12 protein-coding genes are annotated in these 16337 nt (G+C 66.3%); 6 read left to right on the top strand and 6 right to left on the bottom strand.

What is annotated here, in order from left to right; all coding sequences use genetic code 11:
- Positions 1-144: 144 nt before the first annotated feature.
- From ACIIOY_RS21495 to ACIIOY_RS21485, 3 genes are all read left to right on the top strand, one after another.
- Positions 145-408, top strand: coding sequence for a YMGG-like glycine zipper-containing protein (locus tag ACIIOY_RS21495; protein ID WP_411036725.1), 264 nt, complete (start codon positions 145-147; stop codon positions 406-408).
- 260 nt (positions 409-668) lie between these two features.
- Positions 669-2597, top strand: coding sequence for an autotransporter assembly complex protein TamA (locus ACIIOY_RS21490; protein ID WP_411036724.1), 1929 nt, complete (start codon positions 669-671; stop codon positions 2595-2597).
- 101 nt (positions 2598-2698) lie between these two features.
- Positions 2699-6865 carry a translocation/assembly module TamB domain-containing protein gene (locus ACIIOY_RS21485; protein ID WP_411036723.1) on the top strand — a complete coding sequence of 1389 codons (4167 nt, stop codon included), beginning with the start codon at positions 2699-2701 and terminating at the stop codon, positions 6863-6865.
- 43 nt (positions 6866-6908) lie between these two features.
- Here ACIIOY_RS21485 and ACIIOY_RS21480 read toward each other — a convergent pair whose 3' ends face one another.
- The gene (locus ACIIOY_RS21480; RefSeq protein ID WP_411036722.1) at positions 6909-7349 is read right to left on the bottom strand and encodes an Lrp/AsnC family transcriptional regulator; all 441 of its coding nucleotides are present in this window, start codon (positions 7347-7349) and stop codon (positions 6909-6911) included.
- A gap of 135 nt (positions 7350-7484) precedes the next feature.
- Between ACIIOY_RS21480 and rocF the strand changes: the two genes are divergently transcribed.
- From rocF to ACIIOY_RS21465, 3 genes are all read left to right on the top strand, one after another.
- Positions 7485-8420 (top strand): arginase, encoded by a 936-nt coding sequence (gene rocF, locus ACIIOY_RS21475; protein WP_411036721.1) that lies wholly within the window; start codon positions 7485-7487, stop codon positions 8418-8420.
- Positions 8421-8435: 15 nt separating this feature from the next.
- Positions 8436-9641: an ornithine--oxo-acid transaminase gene (rocD, locus tag ACIIOY_RS21470; protein ID WP_411036720.1), complete on the top strand. Its 1206-nt coding sequence runs from the start codon at positions 8436-8438 to the stop codon at positions 9639-9641.
- 144 nt (positions 9642-9785) lie between these two features.
- Positions 9786-10262 (top strand): chemotaxis protein CheW, encoded by a 477-nt coding sequence (locus ACIIOY_RS21465; protein WP_411036719.1) that lies wholly within the window; start codon positions 9786-9788, stop codon positions 10260-10262.
- An 18-nt stretch (positions 10263-10280) separates the two neighbouring features.
- Here the strand turns inward: ACIIOY_RS21465 and ACIIOY_RS21460 are convergent, their stop codons facing one another.
- From ACIIOY_RS21460 to ACIIOY_RS21440, 5 genes are read right to left on the bottom strand one after another with little or no spacing between them, the layout of a single operon-like run.
- Positions 10281-10550, bottom strand: coding sequence for a formate dehydrogenase subunit delta (locus ACIIOY_RS21460; protein WP_411036718.1), 270 nt, complete (start codon positions 10548-10550; stop codon positions 10281-10283).
- A gap of 8 nt (positions 10551-10558) precedes the next feature.
- Positions 10559-11392 (bottom strand): formate dehydrogenase accessory sulfurtransferase FdhD, encoded by an 834-nt coding sequence (fdhD, locus tag ACIIOY_RS21455; protein ID WP_411036717.1) that lies wholly within the window; start codon positions 11390-11392, stop codon positions 10559-10561.
- Positions 11393-11400: 8 nt separating this feature from the next.
- Positions 11401-14280 (bottom strand): formate dehydrogenase subunit alpha, encoded by a 2880-nt coding sequence (gene fdhF, locus ACIIOY_RS21450; RefSeq protein WP_411036716.1) that lies wholly within the window; start codon positions 14278-14280, stop codon positions 11401-11403.
- 4 nt (positions 14281-14284) lie between these two features.
- A complete protein-coding gene (locus ACIIOY_RS21445) occupies positions 14285-15856 on the bottom strand; it encodes a formate dehydrogenase beta subunit (protein WP_411036715.1) in 1572 nt (523 codons plus the stop codon).
- Positions 15853-16332 carry a formate dehydrogenase subunit gamma gene (locus tag ACIIOY_RS21440; protein WP_411036714.1) on the bottom strand — a complete coding sequence of 160 codons (480 nt, stop codon included), beginning with the start codon at positions 16330-16332 and terminating at the stop codon, positions 15853-15855. Before ACIIOY_RS21440 ends, ACIIOY_RS21445 begins: the two co-directional genes overlap by 4 nt.
- Positions 16333-16337: the final 5 nt, after the last annotated feature.

The following is a 16337-nucleotide window of genomic DNA, read 5'->3' as shown; positions in this document are numbered from 1 at the left end:
GCCATGGACTTCCCCATTTCGGGATATATTTTCAATCGCGGACAGACCTGACCGTCGATGACGGCCCCGGTATGTTGCGTGAGTAGAAGGGGATAGTGCGGACCCGGCAAACGCGGCCGCAGCTCAACTTTGGAGAACATCTTCATGAAGAAAGTCATTGCGCTCGTTCTGGTTGGCCTTGCCGTCGCCAGCTGCACGCCGACGGAAAGAGGTGCGGGTATCGGCGCGGCCTCCGGCGCGATCATCGGTGGCGCGGTCACCGGCAATGTTCGTGGTGCGGCTGTGGGCGCGGCCATCGGTGGCCTGTCCGGTGCCGTCATCGGCAGCGTTTCCGAGCAGCCCGGCCAGTGCTACTACCGTGACCGCTACGGCCGCCGCTATATCGACCGGTGCCCGTCGGGTTACTGATACCTGACGCATGCAACCTATGCGAAGCCCCGGATGTCCTCCGGGGTTTTTGCGTTTCCGCTTTCGGCACAAAATGCCGTCCGGTGCTTCAAATCTCGTGCGCCTGCGTGTAAAACCGCCGTTAACATTACGGAAAACCTAACACGTTAGGGTCTTTTCTGCCTGAAAGCTCCGGATGAACGGGAGCGCCTGAAGTACTGTGTCGGAAGCTGTCGGCCTGCCGCGCACCGCACCTCGGGGAAGGCGACGGATAGCTGCGGATGCGGGATAAAGTGAACCGGCCGGAAAAGAGTTTCGCGTTTCTGAAGGCTGGCACCGCGCTCGCGGTTGCTGCGGCGCTGGCGTGCGGCCCCTTCTGCGTCCAGCCGGCGTCGGCTTTCGAGATCTTCGGCATGAAGTTCTTCGAGGATGACGAGGAAGAGGCGGCCGCCGTCATCGATCCCGTCAACTATACCCTGACGCTCGATCCGGGCACGGACGACGCCGACCTCAAGGAAGCCATCGAGAATACCGCGCGCCTCAAGCAGGACGAGGGCAAGCCGGTTTCCGGCGATCTCGGCCTCGTCATCAAGGCGCGCGACGACCGTGACCGCATTCTCGCGGCCCTCTATGAAAATGCGCGCTACGGCGGCGTGGTGAACGTCACCGTCAACGGCCAGGACCTCGACTCGCTGCCCCCCAACCCGGAGTTCAACCGGAGCGGCGCGATACCGGTGACGATCCGCGTCCAGCCGGGTCCCGTCTTCACCTTCGGTGACGTCGTCTTCTCCGGCGATGCGGAGGGACGCAACCCGGCGGACTACGACCTTGTGCCGGGGGCGCGCGCGGACTCCACCATCATCCTGAAGGCCGGCGAAAAGATCGTCGTGGACCTGAAAGCGGAGGGGCGGCCGCTCGCGAAGCTCACCGAACGCAATGCGACGGCCGACCACGAGACACGGACGGTGGACGTGGTGATCGCCGCCGAGGGTGGGCCGGTCGCTCCCGTCGGCGATGTCGGCGTGACCGGCACCAAGACGGTCGATCCGGATTTCGTGCAGCGCTATTCGCGCATCAATGCCGGCCAGCCCTACTCGCCGGAGGCGCTCACCAAGGCGGCGGAGCGGCTGCGTACGCTCGGCGTCTTCTCCAGCGTCACGATCCGCGAGGCGGACAGGCTGGCGCCGGACGGTTCGCTCCCGATGACCATCGAGGTCTCCGAAGGCAAGCACCGCTATTTCGGCGTCGGCGCGCAATATTCCAACACGGAAGGCTTCGGCGTGCAGGGCTATTGGGGCCACCGGAACCTGTTCGGGCAGGCCGAGTCGCTGCGCATCGAAGGGGCGGTCAACCGTATCGGCGAAGCGAAGGATCTCGGCGAACTTGACTATTCGAGCGCCATCCTGTTTTCCAAGCCGGGCGCCTTCGGTCCGGCGACCACGTTCAATGCCAGCCTGAAGGCCTCCATCGTCGATCCGGATGCCTACAAGGCGTTCACGATCACCGGCGCGGCCGGCGTCAGCGTCGAGCTTTCCGACAAGGACACGGTGAGCGCCGGCGGCGAGGTGATGTGGAGCGACGTCGAGGACGCCTTCGGCAAGAACAAGTACCTGACGTTCAGCCTTCCGATCGAGTATGTGCGCGACACCCGCGACGACAAGCTGAACCCGACCGAAGGCTATCGCTTCATGATCAACGCGAAGCCGAGCTACGAGAATTACCGGGGCACCTTCTTTTCCAGCTTCGAGGGCGCGATCACCGGCTACCAGGCGCTCGGTGCCGAGGATCGCTTCGTGCTGGCCGGCAAGCTCGCCGCCGGCACGATCATCGGCGGCGACGAGCTTTCCGACATTCCGGCGACGCGCCGCTTCTTCCTCGGCGGCGGCGGCACGGTGCGCGGCTACGGCTACCAGGAGATCTCGCCGCGCAACGGCGCCAACCAGCTTCTCGGCGGCCGCTCCTATGTGGCGGCGTCCGCCGAGGTGCGCATCGGCCTCACCGAGACGATCGGCATCGTGCCCTTCATCGATGCGGGCACGGTTTCGACCGACGAAGTGCCGGATTTCGAGGACATACGGGCAGGCGCCGGCATAGGCCTGCGCTACGCGACGCCGTTCGGGCCGCTGCGGCTCGACGTCGCCGTGCCGCTGCAGAAGTACCCGGGTGGAACCTCCTTCGGAATCTATGCCGGCATCGGCCAGTCCTTCTGACTGTCGCCTCAATTTTCGTCTAGGCTCTTGATCGGTTGCGCGATTGGGATTCTAGACGTGGAGGAGCGATTCCTCGTTCCCGCACGCGAAATGGATGAAGCATGAACAGGCTGTCCCGAATTCTCCGCGCCATTCTCCGCTATGCCGGCTACGGCCTTGCGATCGTGCTTGTCCTTCTCGTGGCGCTCGTGGGGTTCGTCGGGTTTACCGATACGGGCGCGCGCATGGCGGTTTCCTATGCGGAAAGGGTCGCGGCGGCGAGCGGACAGGTGATTTCGGTCAGCGAGCCATCCGGCCTGCTCACCGGCCGCCTGCGTGCCGGCGCCATCACGCTCGGCGACGAGAAGGGCACCTATGCCGAAATCCGCGACCTCGCCGTGGACTGGTCGCCGCTCCAGCTTCTCTTCTTCAGCTTCGATGCGTCCCGTGTTTCCGCCTCTTCCGTTTCCCTGCTGCGCCTGCCGGAATCGAAGGCCGGGGCAGAAACGTCCGACCAGCCCTTCACCCTGCCGGTGGAAGTGCATGTCGGCTCGCTGGCGATACCGGAGCTTTTCGTCTCGGGCGCGATCGCCGGACGCGACCAGCGTATCGTCGTTTCGGGCCGCGGCGATGCGACAGCCGAGAGCGTGGCAGTCAAGCTCTCCGCCTCGGAGAAAGCCCGGCCGGATGCCCGGATCGCGGCCGACATCGTCTTCAACCCGGCACAGAACGAGCTTCGCCTCGAAGCCGACGTCGCCGAACCGGAAGGCGGCATTCTGGCGGCGCTTCTCAAGCTGCCGAACGACCCCGCCGTGGCGATCCGCCTTACGGGCGACGGTCCGCTGTCGCAGTGGAAGGGTCGCCTTTCCGCCGCACTCGACGGCACGGAAATGCTTCGGGTCGACGGTCGCCATGACCTTTCGGCAGACGGCCTGCACACGGTCGCGCTCCAGGGCGGCGGCACGTTCGACGCGCTGATGCCGCCGCAGCTTCGACCGCTCTTTGCCGGGGAGACCGGCATCGACGTGGTCGCGGCCTTCGACGGGTCGGACATGCTGCGCATCGAAAAGGGCACGATCGCGACAGGCGCGATGACGCTCGATGCCTCGGGCACCGTGAGTGCCAAAGGGGCGAACGACCTTGAGGTGAAGCTCGCCGGCAAGGACGGGCCGATCGATTTCCGCTGGCCGCTAGCCGAGGGCGATGCGCGAATGCTGATCGAAGGCGCCGGCATCTCTCTGACCGGCGAGGCGACGGCGGCGGCACTCAGGGCCGATGCGCGGCTCGTTTCCGCCGAATTGCCCGCAGGCCGCATCGACAACATCCGCCTGACGGCCGAGAGCGAGGCCTTCAACGTGGCAAACCAGTCCGGCCGCATCGATGCGACGCTCGAAACGGGCATGACGGCTTTCGCCAATCCCGATATCGACCGTGCGGTGAAAGGGCCGGCAAAGCTCGCCGCGACCTTGAACGTTTCGCGGAGCGAAATCGCCTTCGACCCCGCGACGCTCGAAAGCGCCAGCATCGGCGGCACGCTGTCGGGCCGCTATGGACTCGAAAGCCGCGAGGCAGACGTCAACTTCCGCCTCTTCGCGCTGCCGGCCGTGCTGCCGCCGGCGCTTTCCGGCAGGTTCGACACGACGATCGCGACGGAGGGCCGGGTTCAGCTGACGGGGGACGGTGCGATCCAGCTTACCGGCCTGCAGGTCAAGTCCGGCACATTGGAGACGGCGGGCGACGTATCGTTCGGCGGCGGCAATCTGGAGGCTGCGCTCACCGGCAAGGTGCTGAACCTCGGCAAGCTGCTGGCCGATGCCGCGGGCGAAGCGGCGTTCGAGCTTTCCGCGAGCGGTCCCGTGCAGGGGCTCGACGTCTCGGCCAAGGTCACGTCGAGCGGCGCGACGCTGTCCGGCCGCACCCTCAGCGACCTCGTCGTGACGCTTGCCGGCAAGGCCGTCGCCGACAGCCCGTCCGGGGAGCTGACGGCGACCGGCGCGCTCGATGGCCAGGCGATCAATGTGCGTTCGAGCATCATGTCGGAAGGCGGGCGCATCTCGGTGCCGGTGCTGGAGGCGGAGATCGGCCCGAACACGCTGAAGGGTTCGCTGACGCTGGCGCCGAATTTCATGCCGGACGGCACGATCCGCTTCGATTTTCCCGATCTCGGCCTGCTCGCCGCCATGGCGGGCCAGCAGGCGGCCGGCGATCTTGCCGGCCAGGTTGAAATCGCGACGGCCAACGGCAGGACCTCCGCGACCGTGGAGGCTTCGGGCTCCGCCATTCGCCGCGACACGGTGAGCATCACCAAGCCGGCCGTCGATCTTGCCATTGCCGATCTGGCGACGGCCGCCGTCACCGGAACGGTGCGCGCCGAACGCGTCGCCTCGGGCGAAAACCGGCTGGAGGCCCTCCAGCTCGACTTCTCGCGCGAGGGGCAAAGCACGGGCTTCGATCTCACGGGCCGTCTCGACGGCGCGCCGCTCGTGACGAAGGGGCGTGTCCTCCAGCGCGGCGGCGGGCTCGACGTCGCCCTCGATGCCTTCGAAGCCGCGCCGCGGCGTATCGCGCTGAGGCTTGCGAAGCCAACGACGATCGGCATCACCGACGGTGTTGCGACGCTGGACGGCCTGACCATCCAGGCCGGGCGCGGCTCCGTCGCGGTTTCCGGCCGGGCCGGCGAGACGCTCGATCTTTCGCTTCGTCTCACTGCGCTGCCGGCGGCGCTCGTCAACAATTTTGCCGCAGGTCTCGGCGCGGAGGGCGCCATCGGCGGCACGGTGACGGTCAAGGGCAAGGCCGCGGCGCCGGTCGTCAACTACGCGCTCGACTGGGACGGGGCGGCCACGAGCCAGACCCGCGGCGCCGGCATCGGCACGCTCAACATCAATGCGAAGGGCGAGTTCGCCAACAACCAGGTCCGCCTCGATACGGTGCTCTCCGGTGGCGGCGGCCTTTCCTTCCGCGGTGGCGGGACGGTGGGCATCGGCGGCGCGACGCCGCTTTCGCTGAAGTTCAACGGCTCGGTGCCGTTCGGCGTGCTCCAGGGGCAGCTTTCCGCGCAGGGCTTCGTGCTGACCGGCAACGCCGACGTCGATCTTTCCATCGGCGGCACGGCGGCCGCCCCTTCGGTTACCGGAACCATCACGGCGGGCGGTGCGCGCCTCGTCGATGTCCGCCGAAACCTTGCGGTGGAGAACCTCACCATCCGCGTCACCATGGACGGGCGGCAGGCGGTGATCGAGACCGTCTCCGGCCGGCTGGCGAGCGGCGGCCAGCTTTCGGCGAGCGGGCGCGTCGGCATCGATCCGGCCAGCGGCTTCCCGGTCGACGTGGCGATCAAGCTCGCCGACATCACCTATGTCGACGGCACGCTGGTGACGGCGAACGTCACGGGCGACCTGACGCTGAAGGGGCCGGTTTCCGGTCTGGCGCTCGGCGGAAGGGTGGTGATCAACAAGGCGAACATCACCATTCCGCAGAAGCTGCCGGCCTCGCTTTCCGAGATCGACATCAAGCATCGCAACGCGCCGGCCGATGTCAGGCGCATGACCGCCGACGTCCAGCGCGCGCAGGGCGGCAGCGGCGCCTCGCGGGGCATCGCGCTCGACCTTACCATCGAATCGCCGGGCCAGCTTTTCGTGCGCGGCCGCGGCATCAACGCGGAAATGGGCGGCAGCCTCAAGATCACCGGCACCTCTTCGGCGCCGGTCGTCTCCGGCGGCTTCGAGCTGGAACGCGGGCGCATGGAGATCCTGACGCGCCGCCTCGATTTCACCAGCGCCCATATCGGCTTTGCCGGCGGCCTCGTGCCGACCGTCAACCTCGTCGCGGCAAGCACGGCAGGCACGACGGAAATCACCGTCACGGTGGCGGGCGTTGCCAGCAATCCCACCGTCACCTTCGCCTCCTCGCCGTCATTGCCGCAGGATGAGATCCTCGCCCAGCTCATCTTCAACCGTTCGATGTCGAACCTGTCCGCCGTGCAGATCGCACAGCTCGCCGCGGCGGCCAGCCAGCTTGCCGGGGGCAGTTCGACCGGCCTGCTCGACAGCCTGCGCAGCAAGCTCGGGGTCGACGACCTCGACATCACGACGGACGCGGAAGGCCGGGCGCAGGTCTCGGCCGGCAAGTACCTGAACGAGCGGACCTATATCGAATTGAAGCAGGATCCCGAGACGAACGGCGCCAAGGCGGTCATCAACCTCGACGTCGGCCGCGGCCTCAAGCTTCGCGGCGAGGCGGGCAGCGGCAGCGCCGGTGCGGGTATCTTCTACGAAAAGGAATATTGAGGGCAGACGCCGCGCGGCCTTGCGGCAGCCGGTGGACCGCGCCTCATGCCAGCGCATTCTTGGTGGTCTTCAACAGGATGTTCGTCTCGGTGACGGTGATGCCGTCGATGAGGCGGATGCGGTGCAGCGTCTCGTCGAACGTGCCGAGATCGCGGTCTTCCAGCTCGGCAATGAAATCCCAGCGGCCGTTGGTGGAATGGAGCGCGCGCACCTGCGGCAGACCGCGCAGCTGCGCGGCCACGCGGTCGGCCATCTTGCCGTGCACCTCGATCATCACGATGGCCCGCACGCCGCTTCCCGTCAGCTCCGCGCCCGTCTTGATGGTGAAGGCCGCGATCGTGCCGGAGGAAACCAGCCGATCTATCCGCGCCGCCACCGTGGCACGCGAAGCGCCGGTCATCGCGGCGAGCGAGGAGACGGGCGTGCGGGCATTGTGGCGCAGCGCGCTGATCAGCGCGTGGTCGAGGTCGTCGAGGCTTGCCATTTTGTCTTGCCGGGCTTCTCAAAATGCTGAAATGAGCCGTCTATTTGTCAGTTTTTCCTCTTTTTGCCAACAGCGTGAGCGGCAATAATCGGCCAAAACCGTACAAACCGGCGCTTACGCGTCCGCGGGGAAACCATGGCTGAAAATGACAAGCATGTCGCGCTGATCGGCGCACCTCTCGAGGAAGGCTCCGGCCGCCGCGGTGCGGCAATGGGGCCGACGGCGCTGCGCATCGCAGGCGTCGATGCGACGTTGATCGACCTCGGACACACAGTGACGGACGAAGGCGACCTGCGCCCGCTGCCCGCACGGGACCTTCCCAACCATCCGAAGGCCAACAACCTGCAGATCGTCGCGGCCTTCACGCGTGCGCTTGACACGGCCGTCTACGATGCGGCCCGCGGCGGCAGGTTCCCGCTGGTGCTCGGCGGCGACCACGCCCTCTCGATGGGCTCCGTCTCCGGCATGGCGCGCCATGCGGCCGACCAGGACCGTCCGCTCTTCGTGCTCTGGCTCGATGCGCATGCGGACTTCAACTCGCCGGCGACCTCCCCGTCCGGCAACATGCATGGCATGCCGGTCGCCTTCTTCTGCGGCCAGGCCGAATTCGCGCCGATCCTTGAAGCGGGGCGTCCCTTCGTCGATCCGAAGAACGTCTTCCAGGTGGGCATCCGTTCCGTCGATGCGCGCGAGAGGGAAGAGATCGCCGAGCACGGCGTCAATGTCTACGACATGCGCTCGATCGACGAGACCGGCATGGCGCATATCATGCACGACATCATCGCCCGCATCAAAGCGGCCAACGGCCTGCTGCATGTCAGCCTCGACGTCGACTTCCTCGATCCGGACATCGCGCCCGGCGTCGGCACCACCGTGCCGGGCGGCGCGACCTTCCGCGAGGCCCACCTCATCATGGAGATGCTGTGCGACAGCGGCCTCGTCTCCTCGCTCGATCTCGTCGAGCTGAACCCGTTCCTCGATGACCGCGGCAAGAGCGCGCGCATCCTCGTCGAGCTGACCGCAAGCCTGTTCGGGCGCCGCATTCTTGACCGGCCGACCCGGAGCGCCTGAAACCTGGAGGACTTTATGACGCCGTCGACCGCAAGCCTGATCGAAACCGAATACCGCCTCGGTGCCCACAACTACAAGCCGCTCGACGTGGTGCTGTCGCGCGGCGAGGGGGTCTTTGTCTGGGATATAGACGGCAACCGTTATCTCGACTGCCTCTCGGCCTATTCGGCGGTCAACCAGGGGCACTGCCATCCGAAGATCCTCGCGGCGATGATCGAGCAGGCCCAGAAGCTGACGCTCACTTCACGCGCCTTCCGCAACGACCAGCTCGCCCATTTCTACGAGGAGATCGCGGCGCTTACCGGTTCGCACAAGGTGCTGCCGATGAACTCCGGCGCCGAGGCGGTCGAGACCGCCGTCAAGGCCGTCCGCAAGTGGGGCTACGAGGTGAAGGGCGTTCCGGAGGGCCGCGCCGAAATCATCGTCTGCGCCAACAATTTCCATGGCCGTACCATGGGCATCGTCGGCTTCTCGACGGACCCGGATGCGCGCACCGGCTTCGGCCCCTTCGCGCCGGGCTTCCGCCACGTGCCGTTCGGCGATATCGATGCCTTCCGCGAGGCGGTCAACGAGAACACGGTCGCCTTCCTTGTCGAGCCGATCCAGGGCGAGGCGGGCGTGCTGATCCCGCCGGCCGGCTATCTCCCGGCCGTGCGCGAGCTTTGCACGAAGCACGGCATCACGCTCATTCTCGATGAGATCCAGACCGGCCTCGGCCGTACCGGCAAGCTGCTTGCCGAGGAGCACGAGGGCATCGAGGCGGACGTGACGCTGGTCGGCAAGGCGCTTTCCGGCGGTTTCTATCCGGTCTCGGCGGTGCTGTCGAACAGCGAGGTGCTCGGCGTGCTGAAGCCCGGCCAGCACGGTTCGACCTTCGGCGGCAACCCGCTCGCCTGCGCCATCGCGCGCGCCGCGTTGAAGGTGCTGGTGGAGGAGGACATGATCGGCAATTCCGAGCGCATGGGCGAGCGCTTCCAGGCTGGGCTCAAGGGCATCCGCTCCAACATCATCAAGGAAGTGCGCGGCCGCGGCCTGATGCTGGCCGTGGAACTCGACGCTGCCGCTGGCGGTGCGCGCAAGTATTGCGAGGCGCTGAAGGAGCGTGGAATCCTCGCCAAGGATACGCATGGCGACACGATCCGCATCGCTCCGCCGCTCGTCATCACCGGCGACCAGGTGGACTGGGCGCTCGAACAGTTCGAGGCGGTATTGCGTACCTGACAGGCGTGCAACGCTGAAAAATCGAGGGCTCCGCGTCACAGCGGGGTCTTTCTTGGCGCGGCAGGTATTCGGGTGTTTGAAAGATTTTAACCAGGGCGTGCATAGGATCGGGACACGACGCAGCCCAACCTGGAAAGACCCCCGATGACCTCCATCAAGACGGCCGGCTTTGCCGGCGATACGCTCGAAATCATCGCATTCCGCCTGCACGATCAGGAATTCTGCGTGAAGACGACGACGATTCGCGAAATCCGCGGCTGGGCTCCGTCGACGCCGATCCCGCATTCGCCGCCGGACGTCATCGGCGTGATGAACCTGCGCGGCACGGTGATCCCGATCATCGACCTCGCCCACAAGCTGGGCATGAAGAGCACGGAAGCCAACGAGCGCAGCGCCATCGTCGTCGCCGAGGTGCACAGCATGGTCATCGGCCTCGTCGTCGACCGTGTCTCCGACATCCTCACCATCCGCGGCGAACAGATCCAGCCGGTGCCGGAAGTGACGACGTCCTTCGACAAGGCCTATGCGGAGGGCATCATCGCCCACGAGAACGGCATGATCTGCTTCCTCAATCTCGCGCGCATGTTCAAGGAGCGCGACGTGGAGGACATGGCGGCCTGATCGCCCGGCGGTCTTGTTTCAGGGGGCTGGCGGTGCACCGTTCTGCGCGGCCGCCGGCGCTTCCGCCGGGGGCGGGCGGCGGATCAGCGGCACGGCCTGCAGGACGAGCCCGTCGAGGCCCTCGCCGCCGTGATTGTCGACGAGGTCGAAGAGCTGCCGGCGCATGCGTGGCTCCCAGAACTTGTTGATGTGCGTCGCCACGCCGTTTGCGGCTTCGCTTGCCGGCTGCGAGTGGAAGAAGGTCGCGATCTGGTTCGCCATCCTGACGAGCTTGTTGCCTTCCGACATGGTATCTCCTAGCCGTTCCCCATCCGGCGCCCGGCGCCGGAGACGATGCGTTCCGCACCGGTGAAAATCTCGAACTCCTCGCCGCGGACCAGCGCGATCAGCGTCATGCCGGCCTCTTCCGCCGTGCGGATGGCAAGCGCCGTCGGGGCGGAAATGGCGATGATGAAGGGGCTGCCGATGATCGCCGTCTTCTGCACCATCTCGACCGAGACGCGGCTGGTCACGACGACCGCGCCCGTCCCGCCGGCATGGCCTGCACGGCGCGCGGCGCCGACGAGCTTGTCGAGCGCATTGTGCCGCCCGACGTCTTCGCGCACGGCGACGAGGCCGGTACCTGGCACATAGAACCCGGCACCGTGCACGGCGCGCGTTGCCATGTGCAGCGGCTGCTGGCCGTTGAGCAAGCGTACGGCCTCGACCACCTCATCCTCCGTCAAGGTAAGCGATGACGAACGCACGGACGGCGTGACACGCACCGCCTGCTCGATCGACTCGATACCGCACAGGCCGCAGCCGACCGGCCCGGCCATGTGGCGGCGGCGGGCGGTCAGCGCATCGTTCTGCGCGTCGGCAAGGCGGATCTGGAGGTCGATGCCCTTGTCTTCCGCCACCGCCTCGATGGTTTCGATCTCACGCGGATCGGTAATGATGCCTTCCGTGAGGCTGAAGCCTATCGCGAAATCCTCAAGGTCGGCGGGCGTCGCCATCATCACCGCATGGGTGGAGCCGGCATAGGAGAAGGCCACCGGCGTTTCCTCCGGTACGAAGCGCTCGCCGTCGACGAGCCGCCCGCTGCGGCGGGCGGTTTCGGCGACCTTGGTGGTGGTGGAGAATTCCGGCACGCGTGATCCTATTCTGCTGCCTCCAGCTTGCCGGCGATCCGGCGCGACCGGCGTGACAGCTCGTCATATTCGACCTGCCATTCGGACGGACCGTTCGACGGCGAGACCTGCACGGCCGTCACCTTATACTCAGGGCAGTTCGTCGCCCAGTCGGAGAAATCGGTGGTGATGACGTTCGCCTGCGTCAGCGGATGGTGGAAGGTGGTGTAGACGACGCCGGGCGCCACGCGGTCGGTGACGAGCGCGCGCAGCGTCGTCTCGCCGGCACGGCTGGCAAGGCGCACCCAGTCGCCGTCGCGGATGCCGCGGTTTTCCGCGTCGTGCGGATGGATCTCCAGCCGGTCCTCCTCGTGCCAGACGACATTCTCCGTGCGCCGCGTCTGGGCGCCGACATTGTACTGGCTGAGGATGCGGCCCGTGGTGAGCAGCAGCGGGAAGCGCGGACCGGTCTTCTCGTCCGTCGCGACATATTCCGTCCGGATGAACTTGCCCTTGCCGCGCACGAAGCCGCCCACATGCATGATGGGCGAGCCCTGCGGACTTTTCTCGTTGCAGGGCCACTGAACCGAGCCGACCTTCTCCAGATAGTCGTAGGAGACGAGCGCGAAGCTCGGTGTCGTCGCGGCGATCTCGTCCATGATCTCGGAGGGGTGGCTGTAGTTCCAGTCAAGGCCGAGGGCCCGGGCGAGGTTCTGCGTGACCTCCCAGTCCGCATAGCCGTTCTTCGGCGTCATCACGCGGCGCACGCGGTTGATGCGGCGCTCGGCGTTGGTGAACGTGCCGTCCTTCTCGAGGAAGGTCGAGCCCGGCAGGAAGACATGGGCGTAGTTCGCCGTCTCGTTCAGGAAGAGGTCCTGCACGACGACGCATTCCATGGCGGCAAGGCCCGCGGAGACATGCTTGGTGTCAGGGTCGGACTGGAGAATGTCCTCGCCCTGGATATAGATGCCCTTGAACGTACCCTCGACGGCCGCATCCAGCATGTTGGGGATGCGAAGGCCCGGCTCGTTGTTGAGCTTCACGCCCCAAAGCTTCTCGAAGATTTCACGCGTGGCGTCATCGGAGATGTGGCGGTAGCCGGGCAGCTCGTGCGGGAAGGAACCCATGTCGCACGAGCCCTGCACGTTGTTCTGCCCGCGCAGCGGATTGACGCCGACCCCGGGACGGCCGATATTGCCGGTCGCCATGGCGAGGTTGGCGATGGCCATGACCGTGGTCGAACCCTGGCTGTGCTCCGTGACGCCGAGGCCGTAATAGATCGAGCCGTTGCCGCCGGTGGCAAAGAGGCGCGCGGCTCCGCGCAGCGCCTGCGCCGGCACGCCGGAGAAGGCTTCGATCGCCTCCGGGCTGTGGCGGGGTTCGGCGACGAAGGCGGCCCAGTCCTCGAATTCCGACCAGTCGCAGCGTTCGCGGATGAATTTTTCGTCGTAGAGACCCTCCGTCACGATGACATGGGCGAGCGCGGTGACGACCGCGACATTCGTGCCGGGCTTCAGCGGCAGGTGGTAGGCTGCCTTGATATGCGGCGAGGAGACGAGCTCCGTGCGGCGCGGGTCGATGACGATCAGCTTGGCGCCCTGGCGCAGGCGCTTCTTGAGGCGCGATGCGAAGACCGGATGGCCGTCCGTCGGGTTGGCGCCGATGACGATGACGACGTCCGTATGTTCCACGGAATCGAAATTCTGCGTGCCGGCCGAGGTGCCGAAGGCCTGGCCGAGGCCGTAGCCGGTCGGCGAATGGCAGACGCGGGCACAGGTATCGACGTTGTTGTTGCCGAAGCCGGCGCGCACCAGCTTCTGGACGAGGAAAGTCTCCTCGTTCGTGCAGCGGGACGAGGTGATGCCGCCGATGGAGTCACGGCCGTACTGATACTGGATGCGGCGGAACTCGCCGGCGACATGGGCATAGGCTTCCTCCCAGGTCACTTCGCGCCAGGGATCGGAGATCTTCTCGCGGACCATCGGTTTCAGGATGCGGTCGCGGTGGGTGGAATAGCCATAGGCAAAGCGGCCCTTCACGCAGGAATGGCCGCGGTTGGCCTGGCCGTCCTTCCACGGCACCATGCGCACCAGCTCCTCGCCGCGCATCTCCGCCTTGAAGGAGCAGCCGACGCCGCAATAGGCGCAGGTGGTGACGACGGAATGCTCCGGCTGGCCGATTTCGATCACCGATTTTTCGGTCAGCGTCGCGGTCGGACAGGCCTGCACGCAGGCACCGCAGGAAACGCATTCCGATTCGAGGAAATGCTCATGCATGCCGGGCGATACACGGCTGTCGAAGCCGCGGCCCTCGATGGTCAGCGCGAAGGTGCCCTGCACCTCCTCGCAGGCGCGCACGCAGCGCGAGCAGACGATGCACTTCGACGGATCGTAGGTGAAATAAGGGTTCGATTCGTCCTTCGGCATCCAGCGGACGTTGATCTCGCCGTTGTTGCGGGCCTTGACGTGGTTGTCTCCCTCATAGCCGTAGCGCACGTCGCGCAGCCCGACAGCGCCGGCCATGTCCTGCAATTCGCAGTCGCCGTTCGCCGCGCAGGTGAGACAGTCGAGCGGATGGTCGGAGATGTAGAGCTCCATCACGCCTTTGCGGATCTGTTTGAGGCGGCTCGTCTGCGTGTGGACGACGAGGCCCGGCGCGACCGGCGTCGTGCAGGAGGCGGGCGTGCCGTTGCGTCCCTCGATCTCCACGAGGCAGAGGCGGCAGGAGCCGAACGCGTCCACCATGTCGGTGGCGCAGAGCTTCGGCACCTTTATGCCGGCCTCCATCGAGGCGCGCATGATGGAGGTGCCCTCCGGAACGGTCACCTCGTTTCCGTCGATGGTGAGCGTCACCATCTTTTCCGAGCGGGAGGCGGGGGTGCCGTAATCGATTTCAGGAACGAGGGGCATGGGATCACTCCGCTGCTTCGGCGATCGGCGCCGGCGAGAAATCTTCCGGGAAATGGGTCATGGCGCTCAGCACGGGATAGGGCGTGAAGCCGCCGAGCGCACAGAGCGAACCGAATTTCATCGTGTTGCAGAGATCGGCGAGCAGTTCGCGGTTCTTTGCCGGCTCGATGCCCTGCATGATCTTGTCGGCCGTCTCGACGCCGCGCGTCGAGCCGATGCGACAGGGCGTGCACTTGCCGCAGCTTTCCACGGCGCAGAATTCCATCGCGAAACGGGCCTGCTTCAGCATGTCGACCGTGTCGTCGAAGACGGTGATGCCGGCATGGCCGATGAGGCCGTCCTTCGCTGCGAAGGCTTCGTAATCGAAGGGCGTATCGAAGAGCGCGCGCGGGAAATAGGCGCCGAGCGGGCCGCCGACCTGCACGGCGCGGACCGGCCGGCCGGAGGCGGTGCCGCCCCCGATACCTTCGACGATCTCGCCGAGCGTCAGGCCGAAGGCCGTTTCGTAGAGCCCGCCATACTTGACGTTGCCGGCGATCTGGAGCGGGATCGTGCCGCGCGAACGGCCCATGCCGAAATCGCGGTAGTAGGCGGCCCCCTTGTCCAGGATGACCGGAACGGAGGCGAGCGAGATGACGTTGTTGACGACGGTCGGGCGGCCCATGAAGCCTTGCAGCGCCGGCAGCGGCGGCTTGGCGCGCACGATGCCGCGCTTGCCTTCGAGGCTGTTGAGGAGGGCCGTCTCCTCGCCGCAGACATAGGCGCCCGCGCCGACGCGGATCTCCATGTCGAACGCCCTGCCGGAGCCGAGCACGGAGGGGCCGAGCACGCCGGCGGCACGCGCGACGGCGACCGCCTCGTTCATGACGGCGATCGCATGCGGATATTCGGAGCGCGTATAGACGAAACCCTTGGTCGCGCCCGTCGCCAGGCCGGCGATCGCCATGCCCTCGATCAACACGAAGGGATCGCCTTCCATGATCATACGGTCGGCGAACGTGCCGCTATCGCCTTCGTCGGCGTTGCAGACGATGTATTTCCTGTCGCCCTTTTCCGCATTGATGGGAGCGTCGAGCACGGTCTTCCACTTGATGCCCGTCGGAAAGCCGGCGCCGCCGCGTCCGCGCAGGCCGCTGTCGATGACCTCCTTGACCACATCGGCGGGAGCCATGGCGATCGCCTTTTCAAGGCCCTTCAGGCCGCCGTGGGCCCTGTAGTCGTCCAGCGAAACGGGATCGACGACGCCGCAGCGGGCGAAGGTGAGGCGAGTCTGGTTCTTCAGGAACGGAATGTCTTCCGTCCCGCCAAGACAGAGCGGATGGGTGCCGCCTTCGAGAAAACCGGCGTCGAGCAGGCCCGGCACGTCGGACGGTTTTACCGGGCCGTAGGCGATGCGGCCGCCGGCGGTCTCGACCTCGACCAGCGGCTCCAGCCAATGCATGCCGCGCGAACCGTTGCGCACGATCGTGACGCCGAGGTTGCGGGCCTCGGCTTCTCGGGCGAACGCCCTGGCGACGCGCTCGGCGCCGAGCGCGAGGGCAGCGGTATCGCGAGGAACGTAGATGCGAACGGTCATCGGCGCGCCTCCGCAACGAGTTCCCTGGCAAGATCCGCGTCGACCCGTCCGTGCACCTCGCCATCGAGCATCGCGGCGGGTGCGCAGGAACAGAGCCCGAGACAGTAGACGGGCTCCAGGGTGACGGCGCCGTCCAGCGTCGTCTGGTGGAAGTCGATACCGAGCAGCGATTTCACGCGCTCGGCGATCTCGTCCCCACCCATCGACTGGCAGGCCTCGGCGCGACAGAGTTTCAGGACATGCCGCCCCGTCGGATGGTCGCGATAGTCGTGATAGAAGGTGACGACGCCGTGCACTTCGGCGCGTGAAAGGTTCAACTCGCGCGCGATGACCGGCAGGCTCTCCTGCGGCACATAGCCGAACTCCGCCTGGATTTCATGCAGGATGGGAAGAAGCGGCCCTTCGAGCCCCTTCAGTTCGCCGACGATTTCCAGCGTTCTTGCCCCGACATCGCCGCCGGCTATGTGAACATTCATGGCCA

The sequence above is a fragment of the Shinella agrisoli genome, assembly GCF_046557955.1.
Lineage (GTDB): Bacteria > Pseudomonadota > Alphaproteobacteria > Rhizobiales > Rhizobiaceae > Shinella.
The sequence above is the reverse complement of the archived record's forward strand: the minus strand, read 5'-3'. Positions and strand labels throughout refer to the sequence as shown.

Excerpts from the sequence above, each read along its gene's own strand:
- ACIIOY_RS21460 (WP_411036718.1), bottom strand. The coding sequence starts at position 10,550 with ATGTCGGAAGGCAACAAGCTCGTCAGGATGGCGAACCAGATCGCGACC.
- fdhF (WP_411036716.1), bottom strand. The coding sequence starts at position 14,280 with ATGCCCCTCGTTCCTGAAATCGATTACGGCACCCCCGCCTCCCGCTCG.
- ACIIOY_RS21445 (WP_411036715.1), bottom strand. The coding sequence starts at position 15,856 with ATGACCGTTCGCATCTACGTTCCTCGCGATACCGCTGCCCTCGCGCTC.
- ACIIOY_RS21495 (WP_411036725.1), top strand. The coding sequence starts at position 145 with ATGAAGAAAGTCATTGCGCTCGTTCTGGTTGGCCTTGCCGTCGCCAGC.
- ACIIOY_RS21480 (WP_411036722.1), bottom strand. The coding sequence starts at position 7,349 with ATGGCAAGCCTCGACGACCTCGACCACGCGCTGATCAGCGCGCTGCGC.
- ACIIOY_RS21440 (WP_411036714.1), bottom strand. The coding sequence starts at position 16,332 with ATGAATGTTCACATAGCCGGCGGCGATGTCGGGGCAAGAACGCTGGAA.
- ACIIOY_RS21465 (WP_411036719.1), top strand. The coding sequence starts at position 9,786 with ATGACCTCCATCAAGACGGCCGGCTTTGCCGGCGATACGCTCGAAATC.
- rocD (WP_411036720.1), top strand. The coding sequence starts at position 8,436 with ATGACGCCGTCGACCGCAAGCCTGATCGAAACCGAATACCGCCTCGGT.
- ACIIOY_RS21490 (WP_411036724.1), top strand. The coding sequence starts at position 669 with ATGCGGGATAAAGTGAACCGGCCGGAAAAGAGTTTCGCGTTTCTGAAG.
- ACIIOY_RS21485 (WP_411036723.1), top strand. The coding sequence starts at position 2,699 with ATGAACAGGCTGTCCCGAATTCTCCGCGCCATTCTCCGCTATGCCGGC.
- rocF (WP_411036721.1), top strand. The coding sequence starts at position 7,485 with ATGGCTGAAAATGACAAGCATGTCGCGCTGATCGGCGCACCTCTCGAG.